Below are 19,245 nucleotides of genomic sequence, written 5' to 3'. Positions count from 1 at the left end.
AGGTCGAATGCGTACGGTGGGATTCTTTCGCGAATTGGAGCCCAAGCGGCCGGAGGTATTTGTGGATAGCCTCGTCGAGGCCGTTCGCCCCGAGCCGTCCGATCGAGAAGACGACATTGTCAACTATCTAGAGAATGGGATTCCTCTGGTCGACATCATGGAGTCGTCTCGTGATGTCATCTCGGGCGACAGATACGTGTCCGGCGCGCCCTCCATCCTCAGCGACGGCGTATGGGTTTGGCGGCAGGACCTGCCTTATTACGTACAGAGGTATCACCTTTCGCTGGATCCGGAGTTCGTGCGGCATGCTGCTCGGTCGAGCTTCCGGATTACCGAACAGCCGCTCGACAAGCTGCAGGAATTGGCGGCGACGGTGCTACGTGATGTCCTCGACATGAGTTGACCTCGAGGCCCTCGTGAGGATTGTTTTGCACGCCGCATTTCGCTGGACTCCTCGTTGGCATCATCGCGGCGGATTCAATTTCTCAGAGCCTCGCCGGCGGCCTCGGGAGTCGCTCAGTCCGTCGGAGTGTCGCGCAGCAGGGTGGGATTGTCGCGGATCAGGGCGGCAAGACGCTTAGCGGCCTGCTCCGTCTCCTCCGGCTGCACCTTCAACGGCACCGGCTTCGGCATCGGCTGCGGCTGCGGCGCCGGCTCAGGCGCGCGGCTCCCGTACCGATGGTGGTCCCCGGCACCCCACGGCCTGTCTGCGCCAGCGCCGTGCGCGGAGGGCGGCGTACCCGGATTGGCGGGCTCGTCGATCGGCTCCCCGACCGCGATGTCGAAGTCGGCAGGCGTGGCCGACGCAGGGTCGGTGGCCCGCACCGCGACCGTGTGGTCCGCGCTGACCTGCACCACCCCGTCCTCGACCGCGAAGTGCAGCAGCACCGGATCACCGGCACCCTCCACCCCCACGGTCACCGCAAGCTCCGGGTTGCGGCCCACGACCGCGGCGATCGCCTCGACCAGCTCCGTCACCACGGGTGGAGTCGCCTCCCCCGCGGCGCGGCGGCGCAGCTCATCGCGGCGCGCCAGCTTGTCCAGCGCGTCGTCCAGTCCGCCCCGCATGCCCCTGTCCTCCCGTCAGGTTGCTGCCTTGTACAACTCTGCACGCTCAACGGCCGCTGTGGGAACCCACGTCGGCCGAACGTCCGGCGCAACCTTACGTCGACTTCATTTTCAGGGCTCGATCGAGGGCGCGATCAAGGACGACGAGCAGGGCATCCCGGACGGAGCCGCGGAACCGCGCGTCGAAGGACAGAACGGGTACATCTTCTGGCACGGCGAGCGCCCAGCGGACCTCGTCGAGGCTGTAGCTGAGCTGCCCGTTGAACGTGTTGACCCCCACCACGAACGGCATGCCGGCCCGCTCGAAGTAGTCCACGGCCGGGTAGCAGTCGTCGATCCGGTTCGTGTCGACCACCACCAGCGCGCCCAGGGCGCCGCGGACCAGGTCGTCCCACATGAACGCGAAGCGGGACTGGCCGGGGGTGCCGAACAGGTACAGCTTCAGCGTGTCGTCGATCGTCACGCAGCCGAAGTCCATGGCGACCGTCGTACTCGTCTTCGCCGTTTCCGGGTTCGGGTTGTCGACGCCGACCGACTCCATGGTCATCTCGGCCTCGGTGCGCAGCGGCGCGATCTCGGAGATCGCGCCCACGGTCGTCGTCTTGCCGACGCCGAAGCCGCCGGCGATGACAATCTTGACGGGTACGGGCGCGGCGCCAGGCTTGCGACCGGCCGGCACGCGGGCGGTGCCGACTACGCGGTCAGAGGGCTCGAAGTCCACGGATCACTCGCATGATGGTGTCGGGGTCGGGGAACTCGTCGTCCAGCACGTGTACGTCCAGGTAGCCGGCCGCGTGCAGGTCGCTGACAAGGATGCGGGTCACGCCGAGGTGCAGCCTGAGCCGTGCGGAGATCTCCGCGACGGACAGCGACTCCTGACAGAGGCCGACGATGGCCCGCTGCTCGGGGGAGAGCCGGTCGGGCACCACTCCGGGGCGGAGCGTGACCTGGGTTTCCATCCCGATGGCGGGATCGGCCGCGGTCACCCGCCCGGAGGTGATGACGAACGGCCGCAGCGCGTTCGTCTGGTCACCGGGCGGGTCGTCCGCGGCGTGGGCCGGTGCGAAGTATTCGCCGGCCGGCCGCTCGTATGGGGCGCCCGACTGCAGGAACGGCCGGACCCCGGTCGCCATACGGGGTGCCGGGTCGTCGGAGCCGGGCGCGGTGATCATTGCTGGACGGCGTTCTTCAGTTCAGCGATGAGACGGGGGCTGAGGGCGCCACCCGCGCGGGTGGCGAACAGCGTCATCTCGTACGCGAGGGTGCCGAGGTTGGCGCTGCGGTCGGCGATGACTCCGAGCACAGAACCCGCGCTGATGGCCGTGACGAGCAGGTAGCCGTCGGCCATGTCGATGATGACCCGGTTCAGGCTGCCCAGCGCGTACCAGGCGGCGGCTCCGCCCGCGAGGCTGGTGACGCCGGAGACCACCGCGGCGAGCCGCTCGGCGTTCGACCGGTCCTTGCTGTTGGACATCGCCATCAGCAGGCCATCGGAGGAGACGGCGATGGCTTCGCGGACCCCCGCGGTCCCGGAAGTGAAGGAATCCAGCAGCCAGTTGAACGTCTTCGCCTCGGCGCTCAGTTGCGCGTTCGCGAAGTCGCGTCCGTTGCCGGTGTCCGTGGAGTAGGGGGAAGTCATCGCGGTTGTCCCTCGTGTTGTGGCTGGGTTTCATTGAGTGCGGATGCGACGCCGTGCTCGAACTGTTCGATCAGAGCCCGGGCAGCCTCGGGGTCGAGAGGCTGGACCGGCGAGGCGGGCGGCGCCTGGTTCGGCGGGCTGGTGACCGGCAGCGAGGCGCCGGGTACGCGCCTGGCCAGCGGGGGATGGCCGGTCGAGGACGGCGGCGGGCTCGCCGCGGGTGCGGCCTGGCTCGCCCCGAACGAGGGCTGACTTCCCCCGAAGGGCGCCGGGCTCGCCGGCTGCGGCGGGAAGCCCACCGCGGGCGGGGCCGCGACGTCGGCCTCGATCGCGTCCCACTGGGCGCGGGCCACCCCGGCCTCGAAGTCCGCGAGGGCATCCCGGGCGGCGAGCGCGTCGTCCGAGGTGGGCGGCGCGGTACGCGGCGTCGGTCCGGTCTCGGTCGGCATGTGGCTGCCGGGTACCCGTCGGCGCAGCGGGGCTGCCCCACCGCCGCGGGGGAGGTCCGGTGCCGGGCTGGCGGGCGCGGCGCTCGGCGCGGGCAGCGACGGCGGACCGGCGAGGGCATGCGGCGAGGGGGCCGCATGCGCCGAGCCGGTGAGAGCCTGCGGTACGGGCAGCTCGGGGTGGCGCTGCCGGGGCAGCACCATCTCCGTCTGGGCGGGCTGGACGAGCCTGCCCTCCAGCTCGGGCAGCGCGGCCGGGTGCCGGCCGGCGATCGGGACACCCATGTCGTACGCGTGCATGCGCGGCTGGTGGTCGAGGACCGGCTCCGCGTCGTAGACCGTGTCGTCCACGTACGGATCCGGGTGGTACCCGCGAGTGCCCGCCTCGATCGCGGCCGGACCGGCTGCGACCGCGAAGGCGTTCCAGGTCAGCGCGGCCTCGATGGTCTCGGTGGCCCGGCTCAGCTTGTTCGCGTCGAACGGCTGGGTGCTGCCCGGCGCGTGCCGGCCGGCGGCGCCCGCGATGAGCGTCGGCAGCTCGGTGGTGTGGTGGCCGACCACGGACGCCTGGATCGGGGCGGCCGGCATGGCCTCGGGGCGGGCGATCAGGTGCGCGGGCTCCAGGTCGAGCCACGCCGTGACACCGCCGTCGGGCGTCTCGGTGAGGGTCACCTCGATGCCGTGCCGCCGGGCGAGGCGGCCGACCACGAACAGGCCGAGCACCTCGGTGGGCGCCAGGTCGAGGCGCTCGCGGCGGGTCAGCCGCGCGTTCTCCTCGGTCATGCGCTCGGGGGACAGGCCGAGGCCGTGGTCGATGATGGCCAGCCGGGCGCCGCCGCGCAGTTCGGTCGCGGTGGCGGTGACCCGGGTGTGCGGCGGGGAGAACGACGTGGCGTTCTCCATCAGCTCGGCCAGGATCAGGGTCAGGTCGGCCACCAGCGACGGCACGACCACGATCTCCTCGGGTACGTCCAGGTCGACGCGGGTGTAGTCCTCGATCTCGCCCAGGGCCAGCCGGATGACGTCGGACAGCGCCAGCGGGGCCATGTGCTCGTTCGCACCGGCGCCACCGGAGAGCACGACCAGCGAGCCCGCGTTCCGGCGCAGACGGCTGGACAGGTGGTCGAGCCGGTACAGCTCGCGCAGGCGCTCGGTGTCGGTCTCGCGGCGCTCGAGGCTGTCGATCAGCGCCAGCTGACGACCGACCAGGTTCTGCGTACGGCGGCCGACGTGGCCGAACATCTGCGCCACGTTGCGGCGACCGACGGCCTGCCGCTCGACCAGCCGCGCGGCGGTGGTCTGCACCCGGTCGAACGCTCGGGCCAGGTCGCCGATCTCGTCGCGGCCCGCCACATCGACCTCGTCGAGGCGGATGGGCCGGACGTGGTCGGTGTCGTCGTCGGCGACGCGCTGCAGTTCGGCCTCGGCCTCGCGGGCCACCCGGTCGGCGGAGGAGGTCAGGTGGCGCAGCGGGCGGGCGACCGCGCCCGCCATCAGGATGCTGAGGCCGATAACGACGACCAGCATGACCAGCGAGCCGCCACCGACGCTGTACGCGGTCCCGATCGCGTCCTGCCGGGTCTGGGTGACCGCGGTGGTCACGTCGGCGGCGATCCGCTTCTCCATGAAGCCACCGATGACGGAGATGGAGCGCAGCGACGGGAACAGGGTCTTGATGTTGAGCGACTTGGCCGCGGTGAGCGGGTCGGTCGTGCCGTACTGGAAGAACGTCGGGCCCAGCCGGGTCACGAACGCTTCCCGGGCGCCGAGGTACAGCTTGTACTGCGCCGGGGTGAAGTACGGCTGGGAGTTCCCGAAGACCTGCTGCAGCTGGACGAACGCCACGGAGAACCGGCCGAGCACCGTCTGCTGCTTGGTGATGACGGCCGGGACCAGGTAGCTGGCGATCTGGCTGATCAGCTCATCGGTACGCAGCGCCTGGTCGAGCGCGAAGACCTGCCGGCCGGTCGCGGTGGTCAGGTCGGCCTTCGCCGACAGCCCGAGCTGAACGAAGACCTGCTGCATGACGGTGGTGTACTCGGCGACGATCACCTCGGGCGCGATCGCGCGGTTGCGGACGTTCAGCCGGGTGTTGTCGAGCTTCGACAGGTTGGCGATGGCCCGCCGTAGTCCCAGCGGGAGGTCCTTGCTGAGGCCGCGCAACCGCTGGACACGGTCCCTGGCCTTGGCGCTCTGCACCGACAGCTCGGGCAGCGGGACGAGCCCGTAGAAGTAGCCCACCGACAGCAGGCGTTCCTCTTGGAGCTCCTGCACGGTGGTGCCGACGTCGACGGCCAGTGAGACCAGGTCGGCGACCTGCTGCGCGTCGCGGGCGACGGTGATGCGGTCGGCGATGATGGGCACGCTGAGGCCCACGACGCCGAGCAGCGGGACGAGGATGAGCAGGGCGAGTTTGCCCCGCATGCGCAGGCTACCGAAGAACACCGGACCGCTCCCGCTGAGTCGGGGCGTCGCCATAGGCCGGCGCCTGGTTCAGGTGGCCGTAGCCAGGCTCGGGGCGGCCCATGCCACGGGCGCTGTCCGGACCGGCGGGGGCCGGGGCGGGACGACGGGCGGACGTTGCCCGCCGTCGTCCCGTGAGGTCCAGGATTCCGGCCACGAGGGCCAGTGCCAGCACCGCGATCCCGGCCGACAGGATGCCGGCGTGGCGCAGGTCGAGGCTGTCGAGCCGGTCGTCGAGCAGGTTGGTCGTCTCCCGGGCCACCACCCCGGAGAGAGCAGCCAGGGAGGTCTGCAGCTGCGCCTGCGCGGTGGCCATGGTGGCCGGATTAGGGGTGCCGCCGGGGTTCGCGCCACGGGTCAGGGCCTCGACTCCGCGCCGGAACTGGTCGAGCGTGCTCACCAGGTTGCCGCTGAGCGTGGTGCTGGTGGTGTCCTCGGCCGCCGCCTGCAGATTGTCCGTGAGGTTGTCGACCGCGGCGTTGACGAACTCCACGGAAGCGCCGAACTGCGGGGCGAGCACCAATTTGCGGGCGGGGGCCGCGGCGGAGACCAGCAGCGCCAGGTCACCCATGCGGCTCACCTGCGTGACCGTGGTGGGCAGGTCGACGGCGATGACCTGCTGGAGGTGCGACACGTCGTTGTCCGGGTCGCGCAGCAGGCCGGACTCGGTCTGCACGGCGGTGTACAGCGCCAGGGCCAGGTCGCTGACCTCGACGTGGGCCAGGAAGACCGCCTCGGCGTCGCCCTTGATGGTCTTGAACTTGCCGATCTTGTCGCGCAGGTTCGTCCACCGCTCGCGGGTGCCCAGCTCCTGGCCCAGGCGGGCGTCGACCGCCGAGACGTTGGTGACCGCGGTGGTCAGCGAGGCCGGCGGGGCGGCGACGCCCTGCAGGGCCGAGGACTGCGCCTCGGCCAGACCGCTGAACAGCGGCGCCAGGGCGGTCAGGTACTCCACGCCCTGCCGCTCCCGCTGGGTGCTGTCCCGGCGGTCCTGGTTGTCGTTCCAGACCCACGCGAACAGGCAGCCCGCCGGAACCAGTATCAGAACCGTCAAAACAGCCGCCACGGCGGATCGCAAGTGGTTTGGCCGGTGATTCACCGTGACTGACATTGCCTTCGTCCTTCGCCATGCAGCGCCGGCGACCGTGTGATGGCTACGTTGCGTAGCCGGACGGGCGCACCGATCCGGGTGAATCTATCCGAGAAACAATCATGAGGCCCCTTTCCAAGGGTCAGAGTTGAGTCGTCTGATCGGGGGATACGCTGCAGGCCGCTCGTGGCTGTAGCGGGTGCCAGGTCCGGCCGAAGGGTGTGAAGGTGCTGGATACGGGCGGGGTGTGCCAGCACGGGACAGAGTCGCGACAAGCGCGTCCGAGCACCGGCCGGGTTTCCATTGTGGAGTAACATTCATCACTCATGCAAAGTTACCGTTAAGTACCTGCAAAGCAACTCTGCGTAAGGATCTTGCGGAGAGTAGTGGTGCAATTACATGTTCTGGACTCGCGTTGTCCCAACTTATGGGACAAATCGTGGGATCGGCCCGGCGGACGAGGCCGTGTCGACCAGGCCGGGGCATCCTTTGCCCAGAAATGGGACAGACCCGGCCCAGCCGCGCATCGCAGACAGTTCGCATGCGCGAAAAGGCCGGGCCCGTCGCCGGTCGGATCCGGTGGCCCGCGGCGCTCAGATCCGGGCGAGAGCCCGGCGGAACGGATCGAGACCCAGCGAGCCCAGGTTCAGCGCGTCACGGTGGAAGGCGCGCAGGTCGAACGCGGCGCCCTGGCGGGCCTTCGCGTCGTCACGGGCCTGCATCCAGATGCGCTCACCGACCTTGTACGACGGGGCCTGGCCGGGCCAGCCGAGGTAGCGCCGCCATTCGAAGCGCAGCACCTCGTCCTCCATCCGGCAGTGCGCCCGCAGAAACTCCCAGCCCAGCTCCGGAGTCCAGCGTTCACCGGGGTGGAAGCCGAACGGATTGTCGCGGGGGATCTCCAGCTCCAGGTGCATGCCGATGTCCACGATGACCCGGGTGGCACGCAGCGCCTGAGCGTCCAGCATGCCGAGCCGATCGCCCGGATCGGCGAGGTAGCCGAGGTCGTCCATCAGGCGCTCCGCGTACAGGGCCCAGCCTTCGCCGTGGCCGGAGCACCAGCACAGCAGTCGCCGCCACCGGTTGAGCAGATCGGCCCGGACCTGGGTCTGGGCGACCTGCAGGTGATGCCCGGGCACCCCCTCGTGGTACACCGTCGTCACCTCGCGCCAGGTGGAGAACTCCGTCATCCCCTCCGGCACCGCCCACCACATCCGCCCGGGACGGCTGAAGTCCTCGCTCGGGCCGGTGTAGTAGATCGCGCCGTCGCTGGTCGGGGCGAGGCAGCATTCGATGCGCCGGACCTGCTCGGGAATGTCGAAGTGGGTGCCGTGCAGTTCGGACATCGCCTTGTCCGCCAGCGCCTGCATCCAGTCGCGGAACGCCTCCTTGCCCGGGATGCGCCGGGCCGGGTCCGCATCGAGCGCGGCGACCGCGTCGTCGATGCTCGCGCCCGATCCGGCGATCTCCGCCGACACGGCGCGCATCTCCTCCTCGAGGCGGTGCAGCTCCTCGAAACCCCACGCGTACGTCTCGTGCTGGTCCACCCGGGCGCCGAGGAAGTACTGCGATGCCCGCTCGTACCGTTCCCGGCCGGCGGCCTCGGAGTCGCGGCCGCGCGGTGCCAGCTCCTTGCGCAGGAAATCGGCGAAGCCGGCGGTGGCGGCCGTGGCCGCCGCGGCGTTGCGCCGCAGATCCGCGTCGAGCGCGCCGCCGGCCCCCAGCCGCCCGGCCAGGCCGTGGAAGAAGTCGTCCCGGGCCGGGTCGGTCCACGTGTCGCACATGCCGGCCACCGCCAGCATCTGGGCACGCGCGCTGACGTGGCCCGCATCGGCCTGCTCCAACAGGGTGCGCTGATACTGCGCGACCGCCCGGGGGACCTGGCCCAGCCGGGCCGCGATGTTGGCGACCGCCTCCTCGCCCTCGGTGGGCATGAGGTCGAAGACCTGGCGGATGCTGTGCACGCCGCTGGCGATGACGCTCAGATCGCTGGTGGTGTCGCCCGCTTCGTACCGGGTCAGGTCGAGCCCGAGGCGTTCCTGCATGGCCTCCTTGGCCACCGCGTCGGCCTCGCTCGCCGGCTCCAGCGTCGACAGCTCGGCGAGGGTGCGCCGGGTCAGCTCGGCACCCGCCGCGTACCCGTCAGGGGAGAAGTCGTCGAGCTGATCGTCGCGCCCGGGGATGCCGACCCAGGTCGAGCCGATCGGGTTGAGCGGCGCCCACTCGGCGACGTAACGGTTGGCGAGGTCGTCAATCTGTCCCACGCCGCAGACCCTACGGGAGTGCGCCGACCAAACGCTTCCTCAATCGCCGTCGTGTCCCGCCGTCCAGGCCAGGAGCGCGTCCGCGGGCCACGTGTTGACCACGCGGTCCGGCGGCACCGCGCACAGGGCCGCCCGTTCGCAGCCGAAGTGCAGCCAGTCCAGCTGGCCGGGCGCGTGCGCGTCGGTGTCGATCGTGAACAGGCAGCCCGCCTCCACTGCCACCCGCACCATCCGCTTGGGTGGGTCGAGCCGGTCGGGGCGAGAGTTGATCTCCACGGCCTTGCCGTGCTCGACGCAGGCGGCCAGCACCTTCTCCAGGTCGAAGTCGCTGGGTGGCCGGGTCCGCCCGGCGCGGTGGCCCCGGTCGCCGGCTCCGGCCGCCGCCACCTTGCGGCCGGTCATGTGCCCGAGTACGTCCAGGTGCGGGTCGGCGATCGCGGTGAGCATCCGGTGGGTCATCCGGGACGCGTCGTCGCGCAGGCCGCTGTGCACCGAGCCGACCACCAGGTCGAGCCGGGCCAGCAGCTCGTCCTCCTGGTCGAGGGAGCCGTCCGCCAGAATGTCGACCTCGATGCCGGTCAGGATGCGGAAGCCGTCCGGCAGCGCGTCGTTGAGCCGTGCCACGTGATCCAGCTGACGGCGCAGCCGGTCGGGGGTGAGCCCGCGCGCCACCGTGAGCCGGGGTGAGTGGTCGGTGAGCACCATGTACTCGTGGCCGAGTTCGACCGCCGCGAGCGCCATCTCCTCGATCGGGGAACCACCGTCGGACCAGTCGGAGTGGACGTGGCAGTCGCCGCGCAGCGCCGTGCGCAACGCGGTCGCCGCCTCGCTCAGATCCGTGCCCTCGGTCGCGGTCAGGCGGCGCAGATAGACCGGCTCCTCCCCGGACAGCGACTCCGTGACACAGCGTGCGGTCACGTCGCCGACGCCGGACAGCTCGGACAGCGTTCCCGCCGCGACGCGGTCCCGCAGCTCATCGGCGGGCAGGGCGGCGACCGTGGCCGCCGCGGACCGGAACGCCCGCACCCGGTACGTGGCTTCATTGGCCCGCTCCAGCAGGAACGCGATCCGGCGCAGGTCAGCAACGGGATCGCGGGCGCTCACCCGGCCCACGCTAGTGCACGCGGCCGGCGGCCGGGCGGCCCGCTAGCGTTGCCGCCATGCGAACGATCGACTGGGTGACGGACGCCTCCGGCCACGGCGGCGACGCCGGGTGGATCGAACTCATCGACCAGACGGCGCTGCCCGGTGAGCTGCGGGTGCTGCGCATCGCCACGGTGGCCGAGCTGGTCGCGGCGATCCGGTCGCTGGCGGTACGTGGCGCACCGGCGCTGGGGGTCGCCGGGGCGTTCGGGGTGGCGCTCGCCGCCCGGCAGTTCGCGGCCGATCCGGCGGGACTGGCGGCGGCCGTCCACGCGATCGAGACCGCCCGCCCGACGGCGGTCAACCTGGCCAGCGGCGCCCGCCGGGCCGCGGCGCTGCTGCCCCGGGGGCCGCACGCCGTGCTGCGGGAGGCGTACGCGGTGCGCGACGAGGAGATCGCGTCGTCCGAGGCGATGGCCGTACGCGGCGCCGAGCTGGTGAGCGAGCTGTGCGGGCCGCGGCCGCGCCTGCTGACTCACTGCAACACCGGGGGACTGTGCACGGTCACGATCGGCACGGCGCTTGGCGTGGTCGGCGAGCTGCACCGCCGTGGGGCGCTGGCCGGGGTGATCGCCAGCGAGACCCGGCCGCTGTTGCAGGGTGCCCGGCTCACCGCGTGGGAGCTGGCACGCTGGGGGGTCGAATTCCGGGTGGCGGTCGACTCGGCCGGGCCGTTCCTGATGGCCCGGGGCGAGGTCGACGCGGTGATCCTCGGCGCGGACCGGATCTGCGCCAACGGCGACGTCGTCAACAAGATCGGGACATTCGCGCACGCCCTCGGCGCGCGCCGGGCCGGGCTGCCCTTCCTCGTGGTCGCCCCCGAGTCGACGGTGGACCCGGGCACCCCCGGCGGCAGTGCGGTCGAGATCGAGGACCGGGGCGCCGACGAGGTGACCGCGCTGTCGGACGCGGTGAATCCGGCCTTCGATGTCACACCGCACGACCTGGTCACCGCCATCGTCACGGACCGGCGGGTGATCCGGCTGGACCGCGGCGAGAAGCCGTGATGCCCTCTCTTACGAGGCGGGTGTCCAGGGCTTGAGCCAGCTCGTCTCGGGCCAGCCCTCGGCCGCCGCCATCAGGGGATACGCGGTGGCGCCGTCGACGCTCTCCCGCACGATGTCCGCGTGCCCGGCATGCCGTGCGGTCTCCTGGATGAGGTGCAGCAGCACCCAGCGCAGGGAGAAGACATCGAGATCCGGGCGGTTCCACGGCACGGAGCGGTCGACCGGTACCGAATAACCCAGATCCCCGATCTCGCGGACGGTCTCCTCGGTGTGCTCGGCGGCGCGGTCGTAGCGGGCGAACACGTCGTCGATCGTCTCGCCGTCGGCGAGCTTGAAGTCCTCCGCGTACTTCTGGAAGTCGATCGGACGCTGTTCCTTGCGGATCGTGGCGATCCAGCCCTCCTCGGTGGAGGCGCAGTGTTTGACCAGGCCGCCGACGCTGAGCGTGCTGGCGGACGGTGTGGCCCGGAGCTGCTCGTCGGTGAGGCCGTACGCGGTGAGTTTCAGGACGTAGCGCATCTGGGTGAGATACGCGAGCAGGCCCTCCTGCTCGGTGGCGATCGGGCCGACCTGACCGGGCATGTCACGACTCCTTCGACTCGGTCCTGGGGACGCCGTTGAGCCTAGGGGCGGCCACCGACAGTTTCGGGTCGTACGCCCCGCACCACCCGGCGCTCGTCGTCCACCCCGGTCACCCAGCCGCCCGCCCGGCCCAGCTCGAGCAGGGCGTCGGCATGCCAGGGCACGTCGACCGCCGTGCCCGCCCGCACGGGCCAGGCCGCGCGGGCGGAGCTGGCCGGGGCCAGCAGCGGGCGCAGCGCGGCGGCCGGGTCCGGTTCGTCGAGTGCGGAGCGCAGCTCGGCCAGCGTCTTGAGGACGCCGTCGAGCGCGGGACCGACCGCCGTGGCGTTGCCCCCGCACATGGCCGCGATGAGTTCGGGCCGGGTGGCGGCCACCCGGGTGCCGTCCCGGAAGGAACCGGCGGCCAGCGCGCCCGCCAGCGGGTCACCCGCGACCGCGGTGGTCAGCGCCGCGGCCAGCAGATGCGGCACGTGGCTGGCGGCGGCGACTGCGCGGTCGTGCTCGGCGGCCGTGGCCGGCACCGCCCGGGCGCCCAGCGCGGTGACCGCCCGGGCCAGGGCCAGCCAGCCGGGCAGGGCGGTCTCCCGCGGCTCCAGGCAGAGCACCCAGGCGCAGCCGGTGAACAGGCCCGGGTCGGCGGCGGCGAAGCCCGAGGTCTCCTTGCCGGCCATGGGATGCCCACCGACGTACGTGGCGGTGGGCAGGTGCCGCCGGAGCAGGTCGCGGACCGGGCCCTTGACCGAGGTCACGTCCGTGACCAGGCCGTCGTACCCGGCGAGCTCGGCGAGGACCGCGGGCAGCGCGGGCAGCGGCACCGCGAGTGCCACCAGCTCGGCCTGCGTGGCCGCGTCCCGCAGCCGTCCGGCCACCTGCCAGCGGGCCTGCGGCGGGGCGTGCGCCGCGGCGGTACGCGCCGTGCCGCGGGTCGCCGGGTCGGCGTCGAAACCCACCACCCGGTGCCCGTCCGCGGCCAGTGCCTGCGCCAGCGAGCCACCGATGAGCCCGAGCCCGATCACCGCGACGTCCACGCGGGTGACTCTCCCACACCGTGCCTCGGGTGGGCCGTACGGACAGGGGCGCATCCACCGAACTCAGTGCAGGATTAATCCGTTTCGTCACTACGTGACACTGATTCATCCAAACGCACATTTATGAGATATTCATCCGGTTACGTTGATCTCGTGACTTATAGGGACAAATTCCTCAAAAGGATCGCCGGGGTCGCGGCGTTCGGTGTGGTCCTCGCGGTCGCGCCGACTCCGGCCGAGGCGATCTCCTCCAGCTCCCAGTCCGTACCCGGCTTCAACGGGACCGTCTGGGCGCTGGCCTACTCGGGCAGCACGCTGTACGTCGGTGGGGACTTCACCGCTGCGATCGTCAAGGGCAAGGCGATCACGCGGAACCGCCTGGCCGCGGTCAACGCGACCACCGGCGCCCTGCTGCCGTGGGCACCCGCGGCCAACGGCCGGGTCAAGGCCATCGCCGTGAGCGGGTCCGGCGTGTACGTCGCCGGCAACTTCAGCGCGGTCGGCGGCCAGAAGCGGGACAGCCTCGCCCGGATCGACGGGATCAGCGGCGCGGTGTCGTCCACCTTCAGACACAGCATCAGCGGGTCACCGTACGCGGCGGCCGCCGCCAACGGCCGGCTCTACCTGGGCGGCACGTTCAGCGCGGTCGACGGGCAGTCACGGGGGCGGCTGGCCGCCTTCAACCTCAGCACCGGAGCCCTCGACGGTGGCTGGCGGCCGAGCGCCGACGACCAGGTCGAGGCGATCACCGCCGCCGGCACCCGGGTGTACGTGGGGGGCCGGTTCCACCGGGTGAACGGCGCCTCCGGGTACGACCGGCTGGTCGCCCTCGACCCGACCCGCGCGAGCATCGTGACCGGGTTCAGGCCGCGCCCCTCGGTCATCACGTACGGGATCGCGGTCACCTCCGCCGGGGTCTACAGCGCACACGGCGGCCAGGGCGGAACGGTCAACGCGTACACGACGAGCGGCGCGAAACGCTGGACCGCCACGTTCGACGGCGACGGTCAGGCGGTGGTGGCGCTCGGCGGCGCCATCTTCGTCGGTGGCCACTTCGACCACGCCTGCAAGACCTCGCGCACCGGACCGCAGGGGACCTGCCTCGACGGCTCGATCGACCGGGTCAAGCTGGCGGCGCTCTCGCCGGCCGACGGTCGTCTGCTGGGCTGGACCGCGAACCTCAACGGCATCGAAGGGGTGCTCACCATGGCCGGCAGCGCGAGCCTCGGCCGGCTGGCCGCGGGCGGCGCCTTCACCACGGTCAACGGCGCGAACCAGAAGCGCCTGGCGCAATTCGGCTGAGCCGTCCCGGTTCGACTCGGCCGGGCCGGGCTGAACCCGGTGCAGTTCGCAGGCATTGCTGAACGGGGCCGCATCCTGGGCGAGGATGCGGCCCCCTACACGTCAGGCCGAGCAGTGGTGCTTCTTCTTCCAGGCCACGACCGCGGCGACCGGGCTCTTCTGGCCCTTCTTCCGCCACGAGGTCAGGTACGAGGCGGGCCAGACCACCCCGCGCCGGACCTTCCAGTCACCGGTCTTCGCGCACGGCGGCGAGATGCCGTAGTGCAGGTGGCAGACACCGCTCGAGTTGCCGGTCTTGCCGACCTTGCCGACCTCCTGGCCCGCCTTCACGCGGACGCCCGGCTTGATGCCCGGCAGCACCTTGCTCAGGTGCGAACCGTAGTAGCGCACCCCGTCGTCGCCCTTGATCGATACGAACAGGCCGCCGTTGTAGGGCCCGTCGGGCGAGCCCTTCTTGAACTTGTCCTTGAGGCTGATCTCCAGCACGACGCCGCTGGTCGTGGCGACGACCGGCTTCCCGCAGGCGGCGAAGATGTCCGTCGCCGGGTACTTCGCATGGGTCTTGTGGAACGCCACGTTCGACGCCTTGACCGGGAAGACGTACTTGACCTTCGCCGCCGAGGTCGCGATGGCCGTCGCCGTCACCGTCGGCCGGGGGGTTGCCGAGGGTGCCGTGGTCTGGCTCGCGGACGTCACCGGCAGGGTGAGTTCTTCCGCGGCGGGGACCGCCTCCGGCGCCGACGCCGTGGCGGCGGTCGACGGCTCGACGAACGCCGGGGTCGCGGCGGCCGTCCCGCCGGCCCCGCCGGCGGAGCCGCATCCAGCGAGTGACAACACGGTGACCAGGAGAAATGTACGGCGTACAAGCATCGCGCCATCCTGACAGAGATCCACTCGCGGCGCTGTCCCGTCTGAGCTGGTTACGCTGGCGGAAGTACCGGAGTGGAGGAGGCGGATATGGCCGAACGGCAGGGGCCCTGGCCGGGGTCGGCGGTGCCGCAACCCTCCGGGCTCTTCCCGGGACTGCCGCGGCGGCCGGTCTACCGCGAACCGCATCCGGTAGCCGCCGGCCCGGTGCTGGCCGGGATCGGCGCGACCGTGCTGTGGTTCGTGCTGTTCGGCAGCATCGGCCGTGACCTGGTCAGCTACGCCTGGTGGACGGTGCTGGCCGCCGTCTCGGCCTGGGCCGTGTCGGCCGCGCTGGCCGTCCTCGGTGACCGGGGCGTGGCCGTCGGCGTCGCCTTGATCAGCGGTTTCGGGCTCTCCGTCGCATCGATCTTCGTCGCGATCAGGTGGATCACCACGGAGGACTGGCCGATGTGGTGACGGTCGCACTGACCGCGCCCGAGCTGACCGGACGTGCACCCACTGTGGCTCTGCGTACTTGGCCTTGACGAACCCCTTCCGCGGTCGGCAACCTCGGCTGCATGGCCCACGTACCGCAGCGGCTGGACCCGGATCGTCGCCGTCGTCGGCTCGAACTCTTGGCCGCTCTCGCCGACGCCAAGTCGGCCCGCGAGCGCGCCCGGCCGGAGCGTCTGCGGGGCGCGCGACTGCGCGAGCTGATCGCCGTCCGCCGCCGCCCCGCGAACTGAGTTGGTCACCATTCGGGGCGTGGCGCCGTTGCCACGCCGCCGTTGCCGCTACCGTCAGGCGCTGAAGACGAAGTCGCGTGGGGGGAAACGTGTCGACTTTTGCTGCCGCCGTCGCCCGGGGCAAGAATGGTTGGACGGCGTCGGAGCTGGAACTGTCCGGTCTCGCCGACATCGACGAGGTGGCGGATCGCCTGCGTGACGTCGAACCGGACGCCGCGCTCTCGCTGCTGTTCGTCGAGGCCGACGACGAGTACCTGGTGATCCTGCGCCTCGACGAGGGCGAGGATCTGCGGGTGTTCGGGTCCGATTCGGCCTTCGCCGAGGAGTCCCGGGTCGGCGCGCTGCTGCTCGGCGACATCGAGGCTCCGGCCTTGGAGATCGACGACCTGGCCGCGCCGGCGCCGAGCGACGACGATGCCGACAAGCCCGCCGTCGACCCCGACGCGGATCCGGTGGGCGATGCCGAGCTCATCGCCGACCTGGGCATCACCGCGCACAAGCTGCTGTCGCTGTGCGGTCTGGAGGGCATGCTGCCCTCCGACGTGACCGCCGAGATCTGTCAGCGGCTGGGCTGCGGCGACGAGGTCGAGGAACTGCGCGAGGCGTGAGTGGGCGCGCGTGGAGCCGACGGGGCGTGAGCGAGTGCAGCGGGGGCGGCGAGCGCCCGAGGCGGACCGCGGCCCGCCGGCGGTGCGGCACCGGGCGGTGCGGCACCGGGCGGTGCGGCACAGCGTGAGTCTTGCGGTCCGGCCGGAGCACGCGACGTGGATGCGCCGCGCCCTGGACGTGGCTGCGGCGTCGCCCGCGGACGTACCCGTGGGCGCCGTGGTCTACGACGCCGGCGGGCGGGAACTGGCGGCGGCGGGCAACGAGCGGGAGGCCACCGGCGACCCGACCGCCCATGCCGAGATCCTCGCGCTGCGCCGGGCTTCGTCCCGGACCGGCGAGTGGCGGCTGGAAGGCTGCACCCTGGTGGTCACGCTGGAGCCGTGCACGATGTGCGCGGGCGCGCTCGTGCTGGCCCGGGTGTCCACCCTGGTCTTCGGCGCCTGGGAGCCGAAGACCGGCGCGGTGGGCTCACTCTGGGACGTGGTGCGCGACCGCCGTCTCACGCACCGCCCCGACGTGTACGCCGGGGTGCTGGAGCAGGAGTGCGGCGCCCTGCTGCGCGACTTCTTCCGCCCCTGACGGGTCGACGGGCCGCGTCCTGCCGCGTGGCGGGAAGGCCGGCTGCTCGCCTGGATGTACGGGCTTGCAGACCTTGAAGAGTCCGGGTCAGCAGCTGACCCGGACTCTTCACAAAGCCGCGTCGGCCCGCGCCGTCGCGGGTCGGCCCGACTGACCGGCTGGGTCAGGCGGCGCCGGAGATCGCGGTGTCCAGCCCGATCTGCACCATGTGCTCGAAGCCCTGCTCGCGCTCCGCCGGGGTCATCCGCTCCTCGCGGATGATGTGGTCGCTGACCGTCAGGATGGTGAGCGCGCGGGCGCCGTACCGGGCCGCGGTCGTGTAGATCGCCGCGGACTCCATCTCCACGGCCAGCACGCCGAACTGTGCGAGCCGGTCGTAGAGGTCGGGACGGTCGCTGTAGAACGCGTCCGCCGCCAGGATCGGGCCCACCCGCAGCGGCACCCCGCGGCCCTCGGCCACCTCCACGGCCGTGCGCAGCAGTCCGAAGTCCGCGACCGGTGCGTAGTCGATCAGCCCGTCGAACCGGACCCGGTTCATGTTCGAGTCCGTGGCGGACCCGATCGCGGCGACGACGTCGCCCAGCTTCAGGCTGTCGACGATCGCCCCGCAGGAGCCGATCCGGATCACGGAGCGGACCCCGTAGTCGTTGATCAGCTCGTGGGTGTAGATCGACGCGGACGGCATCCCCATGCCGGTCCCCTGCACCGACACGGGTACCCCACGCCAGGTCCCGGTGTAGCCCAGCATCCCGCGGACCTGCGTGTAACAGACCGGGTCCTTCAGATAGGTCTCGGCGATCCATTTCGCCCGCATCGGGTCCCCGGGGAGCAGGACCCGCTCGACGATGTCGCCCGGCTGCGCGCCGATGTGCACACTCATGCCCCCGATCCTGCCAGGCGCGATCGGCCCGGACCGGGCTGGCTACCTGGAACGTCGAGGTCACGGCACACCGGGCAACCCGGCGGCGGAGCGGACGAGGGGTCGGGTAACCTACTTCGCGGTGGTGTGTCCGAGCGGCCTAAGGAGCACGCCTCGAAAGCGTGTGAGGGTTTACGCCCTCCAAGGGTTCAAATCCCTTCACCACCGCCATTGAGCAGGGCGAACGCCCGGCGACTCTGTGTGAGCCGCCGGGCCGTTCGTCTCTGGTCTCAGTTCCGGTCTCAGTTGACCGGCGCGGGCGCTCCGGCCGCGCCGTCGTCCGGCGGATCGCCGTCGGTCGCGGGTGCCTGCCACAGCAGACCGCCGACCCGCTCGGCCACATCGCGCCGCACCTGCTCGGTGATGTGCTGATAGCGCTTCGCCATGGCGGAGTTGGACCAGCCCATAATCCCCATCACGGCCCGCTCGGCGATCTCCAGGACCAGCAGCACGGTCGCTGCTGTGTGCCGCGCATCGTGCAGCCGTCCGTCCCGCAGACCTGCCGTCTTGAGTAGCCGTTTCCACTCGGTGTAATCGGTACGCGGATTTAGTGGTCCCCCTGTCGGTGTAGCGAACACCCAATCATTGTCAGTCCACAACTGGGCGGCCTTCTTGCGCTCAGCGTCTTGAGCGCGTTTGTGCTGCTGCAATAGCGACACCAATTGGTCTGGCAGGCCAATGCGGCGGCGACCGGCCCGCGATTTGGTATCGGCGGTCTCGGTGCGCAATGGCTGCCGATCCGGGCAGTGCCCGCCGATCTTCCGGCCGCACGGTTTCGTGCAACCGTGCCGCCATCTCGGCCGCAATCGGGAACGGCGCACCATTAGCGCGCCGTTATCCAAGTCGACGTCCGACCATTTCAGGCCGAGCGCTTCTCCCTGGCGCAGGCCGAGGGCGAGTGCGACTGCCCATCGTGTGCCGTTCCGTGGCGCCTCGGCCGCCGCGATCAGCAGCCGTTGTACTTCTTCGACCGAATACGGCTCGACTTCTTCCTCATCGAGTCGCGGTGGCTTGGCGAGACTTGCGGGATTCTTGGTGAGATGCCCCCGCCGCAGCGCCTCGTTGAGGGCGGTCCTGAGCGTGCGGTGGGCCTGGTGTGCCGTCGCGGGCTTGCTGCCGCTCTGCTGCATCTTCCGGGTCAGCTTCTCGATGTGCTCCGGGGCGAGCTTCTCAAGCCGGTGGGCGCCGATACCGGGGATCAGGTGAACGGTGACTGCCACCCGGTATCCTGCCGCCGTGTTCTCCCGGACGTTCGGCGTGGCGATGTTCTCCAGCCAATGCGTGAGCCATTTCTCGACCGTCCAGTTCTCGCCGGGCTTGCGCAGGAGACCGCTATCACGGTCCCGCTCGATCCGCCGCACCTTGGCTTTGACGATTGCCTCCGTCGCGCCGCGCACGTGTCGGCGATCAGGCTTGCCGTCGTCGCGCGTGCCGACAGTTACCCGTCCGTGCCAAGAGCCGTCGGCGCCCGGGTAGATGGTGGATTCGCCATTGGATCGACGTTTCGCCAT

20 protein-coding genes and 1 tRNA gene are annotated in these 19,245 nt (G+C 71.1%); 8 read left to right on the top strand and 13 right to left on the bottom strand.

The window, feature by feature from the left end:
* The first annotated feature begins 7 nt into the window (after positions 1 to 7).
* Entirely contained in the window at positions 8 to 403 is a 396-nt protein-coding gene (locus tag ACMCNO_RS34090; protein WP_412753506.1) for a hypothetical protein, read from the top strand.
* A gap of 113 nt (positions 404 to 516) precedes the next feature.
* On the opposite strand, the gene ACMCNO_RS34085 is transcribed toward ACMCNO_RS34090, so the two are convergent.
* The 8 genes from ACMCNO_RS34085 to ACMCNO_RS34050 all read right to left on the bottom strand — a co-directional run bounded on the left by ACMCNO_RS34085 (position 517) and on the right by ACMCNO_RS34050 (position 10,074).
* On the bottom strand, positions 517 to 1,068 hold the full coding sequence (locus ACMCNO_RS34085) for a hypothetical protein (RefSeq protein WP_412753505.1): 552 nt from the start codon (positions 1,066 to 1,068) through the stop codon (positions 517 to 519).
* Between the two features lie 94 nt (positions 1,069 to 1,162).
* A complete protein-coding gene (locus ACMCNO_RS34080; RefSeq protein WP_412753504.1) occupies positions 1,163 to 1,789 on the bottom strand; it encodes a GTP-binding protein in 627 nt (208 codons plus the stop codon).
* Complete coding sequence (locus ACMCNO_RS34075) at positions 1,770 to 2,240, bottom strand: DUF742 domain-containing protein (RefSeq protein WP_412753503.1); 471 nt, start codon at positions 2,238 to 2,240, stop codon at positions 1,770 to 1,772. The genes ACMCNO_RS34080 and ACMCNO_RS34075 overlap by 20 nt, the downstream gene beginning before the upstream one ends.
* Entirely contained in the window at positions 2,237 to 2,707 is a 471-nt protein-coding gene (locus ACMCNO_RS34070) for a roadblock/LC7 domain-containing protein (protein ID WP_130509633.1), read from the bottom strand. Before ACMCNO_RS34070 ends, ACMCNO_RS34075 begins: the two co-directional genes overlap by 4 nt.
* Positions 2,704 to 5,598, bottom strand: a complete 2,895-nt coding sequence (locus tag ACMCNO_RS34065; protein WP_412753502.1) for an ATP-binding protein — start codon at positions 5,596 to 5,598, stop codon at positions 2,704 to 2,706. Before ACMCNO_RS34065 ends, ACMCNO_RS34070 begins: the two co-directional genes overlap by 4 nt.
* A complete protein-coding gene (locus ACMCNO_RS34060) occupies positions 5,585 to 6,670 on the bottom strand; it encodes a hypothetical protein (protein WP_412753501.1) in 1,086 nt (361 codons plus the stop codon). Before ACMCNO_RS34060 ends, ACMCNO_RS34065 begins: the two co-directional genes overlap by 14 nt.
* Positions 6,671 to 7,299: 629 nt before the next feature.
* Positions 7,300 to 8,970, bottom strand: coding sequence for a DUF885 domain-containing protein (locus ACMCNO_RS34055; protein ID WP_412753500.1), 1,671 nt, complete (start codon positions 8,968 to 8,970; stop codon positions 7,300 to 7,302).
* Positions 8,971 to 9,009: 39 nt separating this feature from the next.
* Positions 9,010 to 10,074: a PHP domain-containing protein gene (locus ACMCNO_RS34050; RefSeq protein ID WP_412753499.1), complete on the bottom strand. Its 1,065-nt coding sequence runs from the start codon at positions 10,072 to 10,074 to the stop codon at positions 9,010 to 9,012.
* Positions 10,075 to 10,130: 56 nt separating this feature from the next.
* On the opposite strand from ACMCNO_RS34050, the gene mtnA reads away from it, so the two are divergent.
* Positions 10,131 to 11,120, top strand: coding sequence for an S-methyl-5-thioribose-1-phosphate isomerase (gene mtnA, locus ACMCNO_RS34045; protein ID WP_412753498.1), 990 nt, complete (start codon positions 10,131 to 10,133; stop codon positions 11,118 to 11,120).
* A 9-nt stretch (positions 11,121 to 11,129) separates the two neighbouring features.
* Here mtnA and ACMCNO_RS34040 read toward each other — a convergent pair whose 3' ends face one another.
* Positions 11,130 to 11,702 carry a DinB family protein gene (locus ACMCNO_RS34040; RefSeq protein ID WP_412753497.1) on the bottom strand — a complete coding sequence of 191 codons (573 nt, stop codon included), beginning with the start codon at positions 11,700 to 11,702 and terminating at the stop codon, positions 11,130 to 11,132.
* A gap of 41 nt (positions 11,703 to 11,743) precedes the next feature.
* A complete protein-coding gene (locus ACMCNO_RS34035) occupies positions 11,744 to 12,784 on the bottom strand; it encodes a prephenate dehydrogenase (RefSeq protein ID WP_412753496.1) in 1,041 nt (346 codons plus the stop codon).
* Positions 12,785 to 12,883: 99 nt separating this feature from the next.
* On the opposite strand from ACMCNO_RS34035, the gene ACMCNO_RS34030 reads away from it, so the two are divergent.
* On the top strand, positions 12,884 to 14,032 hold the full coding sequence (locus tag ACMCNO_RS34030; protein WP_412753495.1) for a hypothetical protein: 1,149 nt from the start codon (positions 12,884 to 12,886) through the stop codon (positions 14,030 to 14,032).
* A gap of 102 nt (positions 14,033 to 14,134) precedes the next feature.
* Here ACMCNO_RS34030 and ACMCNO_RS34025 read toward each other — a convergent pair whose 3' ends face one another.
* The gene (locus ACMCNO_RS34025) at positions 14,135 to 14,902 is read right to left on the bottom strand and encodes a M23 family metallopeptidase (protein WP_412753494.1); all 768 of its coding nucleotides are present in this window, start codon (positions 14,900 to 14,902) and stop codon (positions 14,135 to 14,137) included.
* An 87-nt stretch (positions 14,903 to 14,989) separates the two neighbouring features.
* On the opposite strand from ACMCNO_RS34025, the gene ACMCNO_RS34020 reads away from it, so the two are divergent.
* The 4 genes from ACMCNO_RS34020 to ACMCNO_RS34005 all read left to right on the top strand — a co-directional run bounded on the left by ACMCNO_RS34020 (position 14,990) and on the right by ACMCNO_RS34005 (position 16,815).
* A complete protein-coding gene (locus ACMCNO_RS34020; protein WP_412753493.1) occupies positions 14,990 to 15,358 on the top strand; it encodes a hypothetical protein in 369 nt (122 codons plus the stop codon).
* 101 nt (positions 15,359 to 15,459) lie between these two features.
* Positions 15,460 to 15,627, top strand: coding sequence for a hypothetical protein (locus tag ACMCNO_RS34015; protein ID WP_412753492.1), 168 nt, complete (start codon positions 15,460 to 15,462; stop codon positions 15,625 to 15,627).
* Between the two features lie 89 nt (positions 15,628 to 15,716).
* Positions 15,717 to 16,235: a tRNA adenosine deaminase-associated protein gene (locus ACMCNO_RS34010; RefSeq protein WP_412753491.1), complete on the top strand. Its 519-nt coding sequence runs from the start codon at positions 15,717 to 15,719 to the stop codon at positions 16,233 to 16,235.
* Positions 16,236 to 16,359: 124 nt separating this feature from the next.
* Positions 16,360 to 16,815: a nucleoside deaminase gene (locus ACMCNO_RS34005; protein ID WP_412753490.1), complete on the top strand. Its 456-nt coding sequence runs from the start codon at positions 16,360 to 16,362 to the stop codon at positions 16,813 to 16,815.
* A 163-nt stretch (positions 16,816 to 16,978) separates the two neighbouring features.
* On the opposite strand, the gene deoD is transcribed toward ACMCNO_RS34005, so the two are convergent.
* Entirely contained in the window at positions 16,979 to 17,695 is a 717-nt protein-coding gene (gene deoD / locus ACMCNO_RS34000) for a purine-nucleoside phosphorylase (protein WP_412753489.1), read from the bottom strand.
* Positions 17,696 to 17,815: 120 nt separating this feature from the next.
* On the opposite strand from deoD, the gene ACMCNO_RS33995 reads away from it, so the two are divergent.
* Positions 17,816 to 17,905 (top strand) — tRNA-Ser (locus tag ACMCNO_RS33995).
* A gap of 71 nt (positions 17,906 to 17,976) precedes the next feature.
* Here the strand turns inward: ACMCNO_RS33995 and ACMCNO_RS33990 are convergent.
* The gene (locus tag ACMCNO_RS33990; RefSeq protein ID WP_412753488.1) at positions 17,977 to 19,245 is read right to left on the bottom strand and encodes a tyrosine-type recombinase/integrase; all 1,269 of its coding nucleotides are present in this window, start codon (positions 19,243 to 19,245) and stop codon (positions 17,977 to 17,979) included.

The organism is Krasilnikovia sp. M28-CT-15 (assembly GCF_047159595.1).
Classification (GTDB): domain Bacteria; phylum Actinomycetota; class Actinomycetes; order Mycobacteriales; family Micromonosporaceae; genus Actinoplanes.
Note: the sequence above shows the minus strand (reverse complement) of the source record. Positions and strands in the feature narration are given on the sequence as shown.

Excerpts from the sequence above, each read along its gene's own strand:
- ACMCNO_RS34035 (WP_412753496.1), bottom strand. The coding sequence starts at position 12,784 with ATGCGCCCCTGTCCGTACGGCCCACCCGAGGCACGGTGTGGGAGAGTC.
- ACMCNO_RS34015 (WP_412753492.1), top strand. The coding sequence starts at position 15,460 with ATGGCCCACGTACCGCAGCGGCTGGACCCGGATCGTCGCCGTCGTCGG.
- ACMCNO_RS34020 (WP_412753493.1), top strand. The coding sequence starts at position 14,990 with ATGGCCGAACGGCAGGGGCCCTGGCCGGGGTCGGCGGTGCCGCAACCC.
- ACMCNO_RS34075 (WP_412753503.1), bottom strand. The coding sequence starts at position 2,240 with ATGATCACCGCGCCCGGCTCCGACGACCCGGCACCCCGTATGGCGACC.
- ACMCNO_RS34090 (WP_412753506.1), top strand. The coding sequence starts at position 8 with ATGCGTACGGTGGGATTCTTTCGCGAATTGGAGCCCAAGCGGCCGGAG.
- ACMCNO_RS34025 (WP_412753494.1), bottom strand. The coding sequence starts at position 14,902 with ATGCTTGTACGCCGTACATTTCTCCTGGTCACCGTGTTGTCACTCGCT.
- ACMCNO_RS34040 (WP_412753497.1), bottom strand. The coding sequence starts at position 11,702 with ATGCCCGGTCAGGTCGGCCCGATCGCCACCGAGCAGGAGGGCCTGCTC.
- mtnA (WP_412753498.1), top strand. The coding sequence starts at position 10,131 with ATGCGAACGATCGACTGGGTGACGGACGCCTCCGGCCACGGCGGCGAC.
- ACMCNO_RS34070 (WP_130509633.1), bottom strand. The coding sequence starts at position 2,707 with ATGACTTCCCCCTACTCCACGGACACCGGCAACGGACGCGACTTCGCG.
- ACMCNO_RS33990 (WP_412753488.1), bottom strand. The coding sequence starts at position 19,245 with ATGGCGAAACGTCGATCCAATGGCGAATCCACCATCTACCCGGGCGCC.
- deoD (WP_412753489.1), bottom strand. The coding sequence starts at position 17,695 with ATGAGTGTGCACATCGGCGCGCAGCCGGGCGACATCGTCGAGCGGGTC.
- ACMCNO_RS34085 (WP_412753505.1), bottom strand. The coding sequence starts at position 1,068 with ATGCGGGGCGGACTGGACGACGCGCTGGACAAGCTGGCGCGCCGCGAT.